This window comes from Rubellimicrobium thermophilum DSM 16684, assembly GCF_000442315.1.
Lineage (GTDB): Bacteria > Pseudomonadota > Alphaproteobacteria > Rhodobacterales > Rhodobacteraceae > Rubellimicrobium > Rubellimicrobium thermophilum.
Map to the genome: position 1 here is coordinate 52,297 of NZ_KE557324.1, position 15,025 is coordinate 67,321.

General features: G+C 69.3%; 10 protein-coding genes and 3 pseudogenes. 3 read left to right on the plus strand and 10 right to left on the minus strand.

Features of this window, described 5'->3' with window-relative positions:
- Positions 1-20: 20 nt before the first annotated feature.
- The 3 genes and pseudogenes from RUTHE_RS12610 to RUTHE_RS12620 form a co-directional block, all read right to left on the minus strand.
- Positions 21-341: a hypothetical protein gene (locus tag RUTHE_RS12610; RefSeq protein WP_021098827.1), complete on the minus strand. Its 321-nt coding sequence runs from the start codon at positions 339-341 to the stop codon at positions 21-23.
- Positions 338-2,850 (minus strand): annotated as a pseudogene (gene ctaD, locus RUTHE_RS12615) (cytochrome c oxidase subunit I). Before ctaD ends, RUTHE_RS12610 begins: the two are co-directional and overlap by 4 nt.
- A complete protein-coding gene (locus tag RUTHE_RS12620) occupies positions 2,847-3,422 on the minus strand; it encodes a cytochrome c oxidase subunit II (RefSeq protein WP_021098830.1) in 576 nt (191 codons plus the stop codon). Before RUTHE_RS12620 ends, ctaD begins: the two are co-directional and overlap by 4 nt.
- Positions 3,423-3,551: 129 nt before the next feature.
- Here RUTHE_RS12620 and RUTHE_RS12625 point away from each other — a divergent pair, with 129 nt between their 5' ends.
- Positions 3,552-4,064 (plus strand): DUF2231 domain-containing protein, encoded by a 513-nt coding sequence (locus tag RUTHE_RS12625; protein WP_021098831.1) that lies wholly within the window; start codon positions 3,552-3,554, stop codon positions 4,062-4,064.
- On the opposite strand, the gene RUTHE_RS12630 is transcribed toward RUTHE_RS12625, so the two are convergent.
- The gene (locus RUTHE_RS12630; protein WP_021098832.1) at positions 4,034-4,546 is read right to left on the minus strand and encodes a CopD family protein; all 513 of its coding nucleotides are present in this window, start codon (positions 4,544-4,546) and stop codon (positions 4,034-4,036) included. The two genes, RUTHE_RS12625 and RUTHE_RS12630, sit on opposite strands and share 31 nt — an antisense overlap.
- Positions 4,543-5,256 (minus strand): cytochrome c oxidase assembly protein, encoded by a 714-nt coding sequence (locus RUTHE_RS12635; RefSeq protein WP_021098833.1) that lies wholly within the window; start codon positions 5,254-5,256, stop codon positions 4,543-4,545. Before RUTHE_RS12635 ends, RUTHE_RS12630 begins: the two co-directional genes overlap by 4 nt.
- Before the next feature lie 277 nt (positions 5,257-5,533).
- On the opposite strand from RUTHE_RS12635, the pseudogene RUTHE_RS12640 reads away from it, so the two are divergent.
- A pseudogene (locus RUTHE_RS12640) lies at positions 5,534-7,350 on the plus strand (DUF294 nucleotidyltransferase-like domain-containing protein).
- A 19-nt stretch (positions 7,351-7,369) separates the two neighbouring features.
- Entirely contained in the window at positions 7,370-8,815 is a 1,446-nt protein-coding gene (locus RUTHE_RS12645) for a 3'-5' exonuclease (RefSeq protein WP_021098836.1), read from the plus strand.
- Positions 8,816-8,823: 8 nt separating this feature from the next.
- On the opposite strand, the gene RUTHE_RS12650 is transcribed toward RUTHE_RS12645, so the two are convergent.
- The 5 genes and pseudogenes from RUTHE_RS12650 to RUTHE_RS17695 all read right to left on the minus strand — a co-directional run bounded on the left by RUTHE_RS12650 (position 8,824) and on the right by RUTHE_RS17695 (position 14,877).
- Positions 8,824-9,333: a hypothetical protein gene (locus tag RUTHE_RS12650; RefSeq protein WP_021098837.1), complete on the minus strand. Its 510-nt coding sequence runs from the start codon at positions 9,331-9,333 to the stop codon at positions 8,824-8,826.
- Between the two features lie 72 nt (positions 9,334-9,405).
- On the minus strand, positions 9,406-11,178 hold the full coding sequence (locus RUTHE_RS12655) for a sodium:solute symporter family protein (protein ID WP_021098838.1): 1,773 nt from the start codon (positions 11,176-11,178) through the stop codon (positions 9,406-9,408).
- Between the two features lie 4 nt (positions 11,179-11,182).
- Positions 11,183-11,482: a DUF4212 domain-containing protein gene (locus tag RUTHE_RS12660; protein WP_021098839.1), complete on the minus strand. Its 300-nt coding sequence runs from the start codon at positions 11,480-11,482 to the stop codon at positions 11,183-11,185.
- A 202-nt stretch (positions 11,483-11,684) separates the two neighbouring features.
- Positions 11,685-13,590: pseudogene (acs, locus tag RUTHE_RS12665) on the minus strand (acetate--CoA ligase).
- 279 nt (positions 13,591-13,869) lie between these two features.
- Positions 13,870-14,877, minus strand: a complete 1,008-nt coding sequence (locus RUTHE_RS17695) for an SDR family oxidoreductase (protein ID WP_342662253.1) — start codon at positions 14,875-14,877, stop codon at positions 13,870-13,872.
- Between the last annotated feature and the right edge of the window lie 148 nt (positions 14,878-15,025).

Consider the following 15,025-nt stretch of genomic DNA (forward strand, 5'->3'; position numbering starts at 1 on the left):
AACCGGATGCGGGGCGTGCATCAATGGCAGGTCGTTGTGGCGGTGACCGGCGTCAGGGTCCAGACGGTGGCCACCAGGGCCGACACGGCCAGCATTGTCGTGATCCGTCGGATCAGCGGGGAGGGGGCTGCCAGGCGGGACCGGCGCAGGGCAAGCAGCAGTGCGATCTGAAGCCCGATCGCCAGACCGGCCGCCAGGAGCAGCACGGGGCGGCCGGTCTCCGGCCCCAGGCCTGCCTGGGCCCAGCGGGGCGAGCAGACAAGACCGTGCAGGCCGTAGACGGCGCTGAAAGCCGCGAGCCATGTCGTGAGCGGCAGTGCCAGGCGGAGGATGTCCGTCATGCGATCCCCCCTGCCGAAATGCCGGGAAGCCAGGCCGCCCCGAGGGCGAGCAGCGCGGTGACGGCCGCGTAATCGGTCCAGAGCCGCAGGATGCGTGCCTCGCCGATCCGCTCGGCCGTGACGAAGCCCGCTGCCATCCGGGCGGCGACATGGAGCGTCATCAGCCCGGCCACGCCCGCGTGCAGGATCACATAGCCCGCGAGCGCCCAGAGAGTCGCGTCATAGGCATGCGCGGTGGGGTTGCTCGCGCGCATCACCGTGACGGCGGCGAGGAGAAGGGCGACCATGCCGGCGGCCGTCAGCAGGAGCCCGATCCAGGGCCCGCCTTTCCGGCGCAGGCCGCGCTCGGCGAGGCGGATCCCGGCGGGGGCCAGCAGTGCTCCGGCTGCGAGGAGGAGCGGCCCCCACAGGCCGGGCGCGACCCAGGCGGGGGGCGGCCAGTTGGGCGCCACCGTCCACAGGAAGGCATAGCCGAACAGGAGCGAGCCGAACAGCACCGCATCGGCAAGCAGCAGGAACAGCGAGCCCCACCAGCCCGGCGGTTCTGCCACCTCGGAGGCGAGCGGCAGCCGCAGCCCTTGGCCCACCTCCACCGGGCCTTCGCTGCGGGTGGAGCCGAGGCTCCAGGCCCATCGCATCGCCCCTGCGGCGACGCCTGCCGCGGCGAGCGGCACCAGCCAGTAGACCTTGAGAAGCATGCCGAGGACGATGCCGCTCGTGACAAGGGCCAGCAGGGGCGGAAGCGCGCTGTTGCCGGGGAACACCACCACCTGTGAGGGCCGGCCCGAGCCGGTCTCGACGATCAGCGTTTCGCGCCGGTTGCGCGCGGGATCGCCCAGATAGCCTTCGCCGCGAGCGATGCGAAGGGGCAGCGCGGGGTCGTCATGGACGGGGTCGCGGCTGCCGATCTCCGGCAGGGAGGCGAAGTTATAGGCGCGGGGGGCATCGGCATCGCCCATTCGAGCGTGCCCGCCCCCCAGGGGTTGCGCGGCCCGCGCACGGCCACGGCAGCATTGACCGCCACATCCAGCAGGATGAGCGCAAAGCCGATGGCCGAGACGAAGCCGCCGATCGAGGCGATGAGGTTGATGACCTCCCATCCGTCCCCCCCGTCATAGGTATGGATGCGGCGGCGCTGGCCCAGCAGCCCCACCCAGTGGACGGCCAGGAAGGTCAGGTGGAAGCCCAGCGTGACGAGCCAGAAGGCCGTCTCGCCCAGGCGGAAGAAGCGCCGCCGCCCGGTGAGGTGAGGCATCCAGTAGTAAAGGGCGGCGAGCATCGGGAAGACGAAGCCGCCGATCAGCACGTAGTGGAGATGGGCAACGATGAAATGGGTATCGTGCACCTGCCAGTCGAAGGGCACGACCGCGACCATGACCCCGGTCAGTCCGCCGATGACGAAGGTCACGAAGAAGGCGAGGATCCACAGCATCGGCAGGCGCAGCTGCGGCTCTCCCTTCCACAGCGTACCGATCCAGGCGAAGATCTGCACCCCCGTGGGCACGGCCACCAGCGTCGAGGCGGCCGAGAAGAAGGCGAGCCCCATATGCGGGATGCCCGTGGTGAACATGTGGTGCACCCAGAGGCCGAAGCTCAGCACCCCGAGGGCGATCGCCGCAGCGACGACCCAAGCGTAGCCGAGCAGCGTCGTGCGCGAGAGCACCGGCAGGATCGTGGAGATGATGCCCGCCGCAGGCAGGAAGATGATGTAGACCTCCGGATGGCCGAAGAGCCAGAACAGATGCTGCCACAGCAGCGCATCGCCGCCCGCCTCGGGCCGGAAGAAGGGAAGGCCGAAGGCGCGTTCGAGCTCGAGCAGCACCGAGCCGAGGATCAGCGGCGGGAATCCCGTCAGGATCATCACCGCGACGACGAGCATGTACCAGGCGAAGACCGGCATCCGCGCAAGCGACATGCCCGGTGCGCGGTAGCGCAGGATGGTGACCGTGATCTCCACCGCCGCGGCCATGGCCGAGATCTCGACGAAGGTGATGCCGAGCAGCCAGAAGTCCGAATTGGGGCCGGGACTGAAGGCCGAGGAGGACAGCGGCGGATACATGAACCATCCGCTGTCGGGCGCGATCCCGAGCAGCAGCGAGACGATCAGCATCGAGCCGCCCAGGGCATAGCACCAGAAGCCGTAGGCGGTGAGCCGCGGAAAGGCGAGATCGCGCGATCCCAGCATCTTGGGCAGCAGGTAGATCGCGATCCCTTCGATCAGGGGGATCGCGAACAGGAACATCATGATCGTCCCGTGCATGGTGAAGACCTGGGCATAGGTCTCCGGCCCCATGAAGGCCGAACGGGGCGAGGCGAGCTGGGCGCGGATCAGCATCGCCAGGAGGCCGCCCGCGGCGAAGAAGACCATCGAGGCGACGATGAACATCCGTCCCAGATCGGTGTGGTTCACGGTGGTGAACCACCCCTTCCAGCCGGGATCCGAGGCCCAGATTCGGGTCAGCGCGCGATGGCGGCGCAGAGCTGTGAGCGGGCCGGGGGAGGGCGTCATGGCGTCTCCTCCGCGAGGAAGGCTTCCCATCCGGCCGCGTCATGGGCGCGGACGGTGAAACGGTGGCCGGCATAGCCCGGCCCGTTGAACTCGGCGCCGAGGCCGGCATAGTCGCCGGGTTCCCAGGCCTCGATGCGCAGGATGTTGACATGGCCGGGGACGGCGTCGAGCTTGCCCGCCAGCCGCGGCACCCAGAAGCTTTGGATCACGTCGGCGCTGGTGATCGCCACGTCCACGGGCCGGCCCGCCGGGGATGTGGCAGGATGCCCTCCGGTCGCCCGTCCGGGGGCATCGGCATAGGTGAAGGTCCAGGCCCATTGCCGCCCCTCGGCGCCCACCGTGACGACATCGGGCCCCGGCCGCGGCAGCAGCCGTTCGCCCACCACCAGGCCATAGGCGGTCAGTGCGGCCAGCGTGGCGAGCGGGAAGGCCAGGCCCAGCCCCTTGATCCAGATGCGTTCGTCGCGCTCCTCGGCTGCGGGGCCGCCTTTCCTGACTGCGGGGCCGCGGCGGAAGGCCAGCCACAGAAGAACCATGACAAGGACAAGGATCGCACTGGCCCCGGCGAACATCACCCACCACAATGTGGCAATGGTCCGGGCCGCAGGACCTGCGGGATGGACGGCGGAGAGGCGATCCGCGCAACCGGCAAGCGCGAAGGACGTTAGGATGGCAGGACCCCAGCGAAGGGAGTGCAGCGCATGACGCAGAAGATGGTGCAGGAGAGCGACCGGTTCCAGGACCCGATCGAGCAGCATCCGGGTTATGCCGAGACCGAGTCGAAGATCGCCATCTGGGGCCATCCGCTCCATGCGATGAGCGTCGCCTTTCCCGTCGCGCTGACCTTCTGCGCCTTCGGCGCGGATGCCCTCTACTGGCTCTCGGGCGAACCGTTCTGGGCACAGGCCGCGCTCTGGGCGGCGGGCACGGCCTTCCTCTTCGGCCTTGCTGCCGGGGCGACGGGGACGATGGAGCTGCTGATGGTTCCGGGCATCCGCATCCGCGCGCCTGCCTGGACGCATTTCGTCATCGCGGTGCTGCTCCTGTCTCTGCTCGGGGCCAATTGGGGCTATCGGCTGACAGGCTACGAAGCGGCGGTGCTGCCCTACGGCATCCTGTTGTCGGGCTTCAACGTGATCGTGGTGATCGCGACAGGCTGGCATGGCGGCAAGCTGGTTTTCGATTATCGCCTGGGAACCTCGAAGGGGAGCTGAACTCCGCGCGGTTCCTGCATCCACCCGGGCAGGGGGATGGCCCCGAGATCCGGCTTGGCCAGCACCAGCGCGAGGATCGCCACCACCGGCACGGTCAGCACGGCCAGCGGCCAGTGCGGCTCGGGCGGCTCGTGCGTGCCTTCGGTTTCGGCCACGCGGACGATGGTGTGACCGACCCAGGCATGAAAGGCCACGAGAAGGGCGACAAAGAACAGCTTCGCGAACATCCACAGGACGAAGACCTCGCGCAGGAAGATCAGGAGAGTGCCCGAGGCGATGGCCAGCACGGCCGCGGGCGTGATGACGAAGGTATAGCCGTAATGCGTGGCCTGGCGGATGCGCGCATAATCCGCTCGGCTCACGGCCGGGTCATGGCGGGCCAGCATCACGGGCAGGGCGAACAGCCCGGCGCACCACAGCGCGAGCATCGCGACATGCAGGGCTTTCAGATGCGGGATCGCCGCAGCCAGCCCTGCCGTCATGCCGCATGCCCCCGCAGATCTGCCCAGTCGCGCCGCGCTGCCCAGGCCGCCAACAGCAGATAGGGCAGACCGGCCGGAACCCACATCAGCAGACCGCCGAGCTGCTGGTCGGTCAGGGGCGACAGACCCCAGGCCAGCGGGGCGGCGGCATGGGCGGCATAGAGGGGCTCGGGCGCGAAGGTGAGCAGCGCGCCGAGTAGCGCCATCTGCATCCACCCCCCGAGGATTGCGAGCAGGGCCGGGCCTGTCCCTTGCGCCGGATGCAGGGTGGCGCGCCAGAACAGCACCGCCGAGCCGAGCAGCGTTGCCTGCATGAGCCAGTAGGCCGGCACGAAGGACAGCGCGAGGTCATAGGCCGCCGGCCAGTGCCAGACCCACAGGACCAGTGCGGCGACAAGGAGGGGCAGGGTGGGCGAGGCCGCTGTGCGCGCCGGCCGCGCCAGCGCGAGAAGAGGGGCCGCCACCGCAACAAGAAGGACATGATGGACGACCCGTGCCGAGAACAGCGCCGCCGACAGCGCGCAGAGCGGCGAGACGAAGGCCACCGCCATCACGGCCACGCCGGCCAGCCCGGCACGCGAATGCCGCAGAAGCAGCGCCATCGCGGCCAGGGCGATCAGCAGCAGGGGGTCGAGATTCCAGCGCCATCCGATGTCCGCCGGCAGGGGTGCCGGCCCGCAATAGAGGCGAAACCATGTCTCCGGAACCATCGCTGTCATCCCCCCTCTGCGCTGGCGCCTGCCTTTCGTGGCCTGCCTTCACGCCCCCTGCCGCTCGCATGGGGGCTGCGAGGCCGCGTCTGGCTGCTCCGTCGGATCCTGAACAGACCTCTCTACCGGTCCGAACGTCCCCGGGGTGGCATCGGTTCCCCGGTGAAACGGCCTTCCCCGGCTCTTTCGAAGGGGGAGATTGCCGGGCCCGTCCGTCGGGCCCAGGATGGGATGGACCGACCCGACGCGAACTGCGCTGTGTGGAGAGGAGCCGGCGATGGAGGACGAAGCATTCCTGGCCACGGTGCCCCCATGGTCCGGGCGGCCGGATTCCGAACGCGCCCTGATCGCCCCCCTGTTCGAGAGGCGTGCGATGCGCGCAGGCGACACGCTCTTTGCCCCCGGTGACAGACTGGACGGGCTCTATGTGGTCCGATCGGGCCTCGTGCGGGTCAGCGATCCGGACGGCACGCCGCTGGCGCTTGTGGGACCGGGGGGCAGCTTCGGGGAACGCGGCCTGCTGGCCGATGGCTATGCGCCGACGCGGGCCACCGCGGTCGAGGATGGCGCCGTGCTCGTCCTGCCTGCGGGCCGCTTCCTCGCTCTGGTGGAATCCGATGCGGATCTGCGCGCGCATTTCGAAGGGGCGGCCGCCGGCTGGCGCCGCCGCGCGGCACGGCCCCGCAGCCTGGCCGAGACGCCCGTGTCCGAGCTGATGAGCCGCGATCCCCTCGCCATCGGCCCCGCTGCCCCGATCGCCGAGGCGGCACGCCTCATGGGGGAACGGGGATCGGTTCGCTGCTCGTGGCCGAAGAGGGGCGGCTGCTGGGCATCGTGACGCTGCGGGATCTGGCCCGGCGCGTGCTGGCCGGCGGTCTGGACCCGCAGGGTCCGGTGGCGCTGGCGATGACGCCCGATCCGGTGACCCTGCCCCCCGATGCCATCGGGTCGGATGTCCTGCATCTCATGGTCGAACGCGGCATCGGGCATCTGCCGATCCTCGGCCCGAAGGGCCTCGAGGGAATCGTGACCCGGACCGATCTCACGCGGTTCCACGCCGAAAGTTCTGCCGATCTGGAGGGGGATGCCGCGCGGGCGCCGGATGCGGAGGCGCTGGCCGCCGTGACGGCGCGGCTGCCGGCCATGCTGGCGCGGCTCGCCGGGGCAGGCGACCGGCATGACGTGGTGACGCGCCTTCTCACCGATGTGGCCGATGCGGTGACACGCCGTCTTCTGGTCCTGGCCCGGGCCGAGCTGGGGCCGCCCCCCGTCCCCTTCCTGTGGCTTGCCTGCGGCAGCCAGGGCCGGCGCGAGCAGACCGGCATTTCAGACCAGGACAACTGTCTGATCATCGATGATGCGGCGCAGCCGGACCATGAGGCCTATTTCGCGGCGCTGGCCCGCTTCGTCTGCACGGGGTTGGATCGCTGCGGCTATGTCTTCTGCCCCGGCGGGATGATGGCCACCAATCCGCGCTGGCGTCAGCCGCTGCGGGTCTGGCGGCGCTACTTCCGGACCTGGATCGAACGCCCCGACCCCGAGGCGCAGATGCTTGCCTCGGTGATGTTCGACCTGCGCCCCATCGGCGGAGAGCTGTCGCTTCATGAAGGGCTTCAGGCCGAGACCCTCGAGGCGGCATCGCGCAACTCGATCTTCGTGGCGCATATGGTCGCCAATGCGCTCAAGCACAGCCCGCCCCTGGGGCTGCTGCGCGGGCTGGTTACCCTGCGGACGGGCGAGCATCGCAACACCATCGACATGAAGCTGAGCGGGGTGATCCCTGTCGTGGATCTGGGCCGCGTCTATGCCTTGCAGGGGCGGATTGCGACGGTCAACACACGCGCGCGCCTTGCCGCGGCGATGGCGGCGGGCGTGATCAGCGAAGCAGGCGGGCGCGACCTGATCGATGCCTACGACACCATCGCCGATGCACGGCTGGCCCATCAGGCGCGGCAGCTCCGCGAAGGGACGCGCCCTGACAATTTCCTCGATCCCGCGACGCTTTCCGAGTTCGAGCGCAATCATCTGCGGGAAGCCTTCCTCATCGTCCGCCGGATGCAGGGCGCCGTGGCGCAGGGAAGGCGCCTGCCGTGAAAAGCCGGGGAAGAAGGCCATGACCGCTCCATCCCCCGATCCGGCGCCGGGCCGGCCCCCGTCCCGCCACGCCCTGCGCCTGCGCCTGCTCGGGCCGCTCCTGCTGCTCGCCGCGGGCGGAGCCGCGAGCGCCGTGGCAGGTCTGTGGATCGCTGCCGCCCGGCGGCCCGAGGGGATGCCTCTCGAGCCGCTCGTCATCGTCGCGGCCGTGGCCGGTTTCGGCACCCTGGCCCTGGGTGCGATCCTGGCCCTGCGGTTCGAGGATCGCGTGGTGCGCCCGCTGGTTCTGCTTGCGGCCGAGATGCGCGCGCGGGCGCATGGGACGGTGGACACACCGCTCGATCCGGGGCAGGGCGAAGGGCTGGGCGAGATCGGCCCCGCGGCGGCGGCGCTCTGCGCGCGCCTTGCGGCGGCGCGGGACGAGGCCGGACGGATCGCGGAGGAGGCTACGGCACGCCTGACCGAGGAACGTGCGCAGCTCTCGGCGATCCTGTCGGCGATTCCGGTGGGGATCATGGCCCTGGGCCCGGACGGGCGCGTGCTGCTCTATGACCGCCAGAGCGTGGACCTCCTCGGCGACGTCGCGCCGCTGGGCCTCGGTCGGCCCGTGACCGACTACTTCGCCGGCCCCGCCATCGAGGCGGCGCGGCGGGTGCTGGCGGCGGGGTCGCGCTTCACCGATGCCGAGCTGCCCACGGCGGACGGGCGGCGGCGCCTGCGGACGCGGCTGCGGCCCATCGGCCGCGAGGGGGGGCTTCTGCTCGCGATGGAGACCGACGGGGAGACCGTGTCAGAGCGCCCGCTGGTCTTCGACTTCGATCTGCTGCGCGAGGAAGAGATGGCGCAGGACATCGCGGCCATGCCGCTGGCCCGTCTTCCTTGCGTCGTCTTCGACACCGAGACGACGGGCCTGTCCCCCGAGAGCGACGAGATCGTGCAGATCGGCGCCGTGCGCATCATCAACGGGCGGCGCGTCGAGGGCGAACGGTTCGAGACGCTGGTCGATCCGGGCCGCCCGATCCCGCCCGCCTCGACCCGCATCCACGGGATCGACGATGCGGCGGTCGCGGGCGCGCCCGACCCGCAGGAGGCGGTGCGGGACTTCTGCCGCTTTGCCGAAGGGGCCGTCCTGGTGGCGCATAACGCGCCCTTCGACCTCGCCTTCCTGCGCCGCCACGCGCGGGCGGCCGGTCTGGAACTCGGCCATGGCGTGCTCGACACGGTGCTGCTGTCGGCAGCGGTCTATGGCCCCGGTGTCCCGCATACGCTCGACGCGATCGCCGAAAGGCTGGGCGTGCCGATCGATCCGGCGCTGCGGCACAGGGCCCTGGGCGATGCCATGGTGACGGCCGAGGTGCTGCTGCGGCTGCTGCCGATCCTCGAGGCCGCAGGCATCACCACCTTCGGCCAGGCGGTGGAGGCGATGCGGCGCCACCAGGGCCTGCTGCCCGACATGAACCGCTGAGCCGGCCTTCAGTCGAGCGCGACACAGGCCGCGCGCAGCACGTCGTCGTCGGGGGGGACCGCCTCCCAGGGGATCGGCTCGGCGAAGGGATCGGGGCCGAGCAGCGGGGCCTGTCGGGCGCTGTCGCAGTCGAACAAAACGGGCACCGCGCTGCGGGGTTGCCAGCGGGCGATCAGGAGCACCGTCGCCAGCACCTGCCCTGGCGCCTCGGGATTGGTGCGCGCCGTGCGCAGGTCCACGGCCGAGAAGCGCGTCACGATGGGATGCCAATAGGTCCAAGGGCGCCAGAGGGCGCTCTCCTCCACCGTGCGGGCGACGGTGACACCGGGGGGCAGCGCGGCCGCCGTGCGCGGAAACCACGTGTATTCGTTCCAGATGGCGAAGGCGAGCATGCCGGCCCCTGCCGCTGCCGGGACAAGCCAGCCGGGCAGGCGCCCGCGCAGCAGCCATCGGGCGATCATCACGAGCCCGGCAAGCCCCAGCCCGGCCGAGACGGTGGCGACAAAGTCCAGGAGCATGGCCTGTTCCCTCTCGCAACAGGGAAGCGGCGCGCCGCGCGGGCGCGCCGCCGAAGGGGATCGCCGGGGCGATCAGTGCATCGGCGCGGCGGCCTGTGCCCCGCGGGGGATGCGGATGCTCTCCACCATGTCCTGCACATCCGCAGGGGGCGCCTTGGTGACGGCCGAGACCCCATAGGCCACGGCGAAGTTCAGCAAGGCCCCGACCGAGCCGATCGCTGTCGGCGCAATGCCGAAGATGTGGTTCTCGGGGGTGTTTTCCAGCCAGTTGGTGCCGGGGATGAAGAACCAGCCCAGATAGGTGAAGATATAGAGGCAGGTGAAGACGAGGCCCGCCAGCATCCCGGCGATCGCCCCCTCGCTGGTGATCCGCTTGGAGAAGATCCCCATCATCAGCGCCGGGAACAGCGTGGCCGCTGCCAGTCCGAAGGCCAGCGCGACCACCTGCGCGGCAAAGCCGGGCGGATTGATGCCGAGCCATGTCGCCACGATGATCGCCAATGCCATCGCGATCCGGGCGGCGAGCAGTTCGCCCTTCTCGGAAATGCCGGGGTTGATCGTGCGCTTGATCAGGTCATGGCTGATCGCCGAGGAGATGGCGAGCAGCAGGCCCGCGGCGGTGGACAGCGCCGCGGCGAGGCCGCCGGCGGCGATCAGGGCGACCACCCAGCCCGGCAGATTGGCGATCTCCGGATTGGCGAGCACGATGATGTCGTTGTTCACCGTGAGTTCGTTGCCGTTCCAGCCGCGTTCGGCGGCCGTTTCGGCGAAGGCGGCGTTGCGGTCGTTGTAGAGCTGGATGCGTCCGTCGCCGTTCTTGTCTTCCCAACTCAGCAGACCGGTGGCTTCCCATGTCCGCATCCAGTTGGGCCGCTCCTCATGGAGCAGCGCTGCCGCCTGCGGTCCTTCGGGATAGATGGTCGAGAGCAGGTTGAGCCGCGCCATGGCGCCCACGGCCGGGGCCGTGAGGTAGAGCAGGGCGATGAAGACCAGCGCCCAGCCCGCCGAAAGGCGCGCGTCCGACACCTTGGGCACGGTGAAGAAGCGGATGATGACATGCGGCAGGCCCGCCGTACCGATCATCAGCGAGAGCGTGAAGAGCACCATGTTGAGCGTGGAACCCGACATGCCCGTATAGGCGCCGAAGCCGAGATCCGTCACCACCTGGTCGAGCCGGTCGAGCAGCGGCTGCCCCGAGGCCGTGTGTTCGGAGAACAGGCCGAGCGGGGGGACCGGATTGCCGGTGAGCTGGAGCGAGATGAAGATCGCCGGGATCGTATAGGCGACGATCAGCGCGATGTACTGCGCCACCTGCGTGTAGGTGATCCCCTTCATGCCGCCGAGCACGGCATAGACGAACACCACCGCCGCGCCGATCAGCAGGCCTGTGGTGACATCCACCTCGAGGAAGCGCGAGAAGGCGACGCCTGCACCGGTCATCTGTCCGATCACATAGGTGACCGAGATGATGATGAGGCACAGCACTGCCACGAGCCGCGCGCCCGAGGAGTAGAACCGGTCGCCGATGAAATCGGGGACCGTGTATTTGCCAAACTTGCGCAGATAGGGCGCAAGCAGCAGCGCGAGCAGCACATAGCCGCCTGTCCACCCCATCAGGTAGGAGGAGTTGACGTAGCCTACCGTGGCGATCAGGCCCGCCATGGAGATGAAGGAGGCCGCCGACATCCAGTCCGCCGCGGTGGCCATGCCGTTCATGACCGGGCTCACGCCGCGATTGGCGGCATAGAACTCCGATGTGGAGCCGGCGCGTGCCCAGAGGGCGATACCGATATAGAGGGCAAAGCTTGCGCCGACGACAAGAAGGTTCAGGGCATATTGGGACATCGGATCAGCTCTGCTCCTCGTCCACGCCGAATTCACGGTCCAGACGGTTCATCCGCCAGGCATAGAAGAAGATCAGCGCCACGAAGGTGATGATCGATCCCTGCTGGGCGAACCAGAAGCCCAGATCGGTGCCGCCCACGGCAATGCCCGCCAGCAACGGCCGCAGCAGGATGCCGAAGCCGAAGGACACCAGCGCCCAGATGGCCAGGCAGATGCCGATGATGCGCAGATTCGCGCTCCAGTATTCTTGTGCCGGTCGGGCCGTGATCGGGCGCGCCGGCGATGTGCTGCTTGGATGTGACATGTCCTCCTCCCACTGTCGCCACTCGGTCGGGGCGGATCCCGTGGTCGGACGGGCCCGCCCTGCCGGAAAGGGACGCCCGGAACCGTTCCTGGGCCTCTCCTTTCCTTGCGCCGCACCCCGGGGCGGTCCTCCTTCTGCCCGGGATGTGCGGGGCCGACCCGCATCCGGCCCCGGCCCCCATCGCCCTGCGGCCTGCCGACCCTCAGCCGCCGGTCCTGCGGTTGGCGATGAGATCCTCGACCACCGACGGATCGGCGAGCGTCGAGGTATCCCCCAGGCTGCCGAAATCGTTCTCGGCAATCTTGCGCAGGATGCGGCGCATGATCTTGCCCGACCGGGTCTTGGGCAGGCCCGGTGCGAACTGGATCATGTCGGGACGGGCGATCGGCCCGATCTGCTGGCGGACCCATTCGCTCAGCTCGGCCGAGAGCGCCTCGCTGGGTTCCACCCCTTTCATCAGCGTGACATAGGCATAGATGCCCTGTCCCTTGATCGGATGGGGGTAGCCCACGACCGCGGCTTCGGCCACGCTTTCATGGGCCACCAGCGCGCTCTCGATCTCGGCCGTGCCGAGGCGATGGCCCGAGACATTGAGCACATCGTCCACGCGCCCGGTGATCCAGTAATAGCCGTCTTCGTCACGCCGGCAGCCGTCGCCGGTGAAATACAGACCCGGATACTGCGAGAAATAGGTGTCCTCGAAGCGCTTGTGATTGCCCCAGACGGTGCGCATCTGGCCCGGCCAGCTGTCAGCGATGCACAGGACCCCCTCGCCCGGGCCCTCGACCGGCTGGCCGGTCGTGGCGTCGAGCATCACCGGGCGCACACCCCAGAAGGGCAGCGTGGCCGAACCGGGCTTGAGCGGCTGGGCTCCGGGCAGCGGGCAGATCAGATGGCCGCCTGTTTCGGTCTGCCAATAGGCATCGATCACCGGCAGCCGTCCCTTGCCGACGGTCTGGCTGTACCAGTTCCAGGCCTCGGGATTGATCGGCTCGCCCACGGTGCCGAGGCATCGGAGGCTGGACAGGTCATGCTTCTCCACCCATTCCCTGCCCTGGGCCATCAGGGCGCGGATCGCGGTCGGCGCGGTATGGAAATGCGTGACCCTGTGCTTCTCGACCACGGCCCAGAAGCGGCCCGGATCGGGCCATGTCGGGATGCCCTCGAACATCAGGACGGTGGAGCCGTTGGCCAGCGGCCCATAGACGATGTAGCTGTGCCCGGTGATCCAGCCCACATCGGCCGTGCACCACCAGATGTCTCCGGGCCGGCAGTCGAAGCAGACCTCATGCGTGAGCGAGGCATAGACGAGATAGCCCCCGGAGGTATGGACCACCCCCTTGGGCTTGCCGGTGGATCCCGAGGTGTAGAGGATGAAGAGCGGATCCTCGGCCCCCATCTCGGCATAGAGGCAATAGGGGGGGCTGCTGTTCCATCTCGGCCAGAAGGTCGATGTCGCGCCCCTGCGTCCAGGGAACCGGGTCGCCTGTGCGGCGCACCACCATGACCTTCATGTCCTGCGTGATCTGCGCCAGCGCCGCATCCACATTCTGCTTGAGCGGGGTCTTCCGGCCTCCGCGCGGCCCGGTATCGGCGGTGATGACGACCCGGGCGTCGCAGTCCGTGATGCGGTTGGCCAGCGCATCGGGCGAGAAGCCGCCGAAGACGACGGAATGGATGGCGCCGATCCGGGCGCAGGCCAGCATGGCATAGGCCGCTTCCGGGATCATCGGCATGTAGATGACGACGCGGTCTCCCTTTCCGACTCCGTGCTGCCGAAGCACCCCGGCCATGCGGCAGACCTGCTCGAGCAGCTCGGCATAGCTGATGCGGCGGACCGGCTCGGCCGGATCGTCCGGCTCCCAGATGATGGCGGTGCGTTCGCCATGGCGGGCGGCATGGCGGTCGATGCAGTTGGCCGCGACATTCAGCGTACCGTCCTCGAACCAGCGGATCGAGATGTGGCCTGGCGCGAAGGACGTGTTCTTGATGCGCGTCGGGCGGCGCACCCAGTCGATGCGGTGGCTCTGCTCGCGCCAGAAGGCATCGGGATCGGCGAGTGATGCCTCATAGGCGCGCCGATGCGCTGCAGCGTCGATGCGCGGCATCCGCTCCGCTACCCCCTGCCCGTTCTTGGCGCGGTCCTGCTCCCGGTCGAGCATGATTTCTCCTCCTCCCAACCAGCGCCTCTTGCGGGCGCAGGTCTTCCTGCGGATGTCGGGGCCGGTTTGTCCAGCCATCCCCGCGCAGGGACCGTCGTTCCGGTCAGCATAGAGGGATGGGCCGGCGGACGAAGGGCGGCCGGGAGGCGGGGGCGGATTTGAGTCAAGGAATTGACAGACGATTCAGAGAATCGGTCAATTTCTTGTCATCGCCCCCTGTCCGTCTCAGCGGAGCGCGGCCTCGATGTTGCCGCCGTCCACGGTCATGACATGCCCCGTCGTCCGTTCGGACAGGGCCAGCGCGACAAAAGCCTCGGCGACATGATGGGCCTCCACCTCCCGTTCCAGGAGATTGCCGGCCATGTAGCGATCGGGTGTCGTGCCGCGCGCCCGGGCGCGGTCGGCGATGAGCGCCTCATCAAGCAGGCCCGAACGGATCCGGTCGGCATTGACACCGTTGACGCGGATCCCTTCCTGCCCCAGCTCGAGTGCGAGCTGCCGCAGAAGGAAGAAGCTTGCTGCCTTGGGCAGGCCATAGGGGCCAAAGCCGCGGCCGGGATTGACCGCCTGCTTGGAGAGGTTGAAGAGGATCTGAGGGGCGCTGCGCGCGCCGCGTCCGGCTGCCTCGGCGCGGAACAGCGCGATGGCCGCCTGTGCCAGGGCCTGATGGGCAAAGAAATTGAGTTCGAAACTTTCGCGCAGCGTGGCCTCGGGCAAGGTCGCCATGTCGCCCTGCCAGGCCGCCCCGGCATTCGAAAGCAGGATGTCGAGCCCTCCGAAGCGGCATGCGCAAGCCTGCAGGATGCGGGCTGCGGACCCCGGTGCGGTCAGATCGCAGGCAAGGGCTCCATGATCGTGGCCGATCTCGGCAAGGGCCGCCTCAAGGGCGCCGGCATCGCGATCGGTCAGGAACAGGGCGGCGCCCCGCGCCGCGAAGGCCCGCGCGCAGGCCCGTCCGATGGCGCCTCCCGCCCCGGTGATCAGGACGATGCGCCCCTGCAGGGGCGGCCTTGTCCCCTTGCCCAGCTTGGCCTGCTCGAGCGACCAGTATTCCATGTCGAACAGGTCGGCCTCGCCGATGGGACGGAAGCCGCCGGCCGCCTCGCCATCGGCCATGACGCGCAGCGTCTGTTCGCCCAGATCGGCGGCGATGCGGGCGGCCGCGGCGGTGGCCCCCACCCCGACGAGCCCCAGCCCCTCGGCCCAGACGAGACCGGGCATCGGGCTCAGCATGGTTCGCGGCCCGGCGGCGCGCGGGGCCTGACGGGCGAAATAGGCCCGGTAGTCGGCGGCGAAGGCCTCCACGGCCGCACGCAGACGCTCTGGTCCGGCCGACAGCGTGGCCCGATCGAGATGCAGCGGATGCGCCTTGGTGCGGATC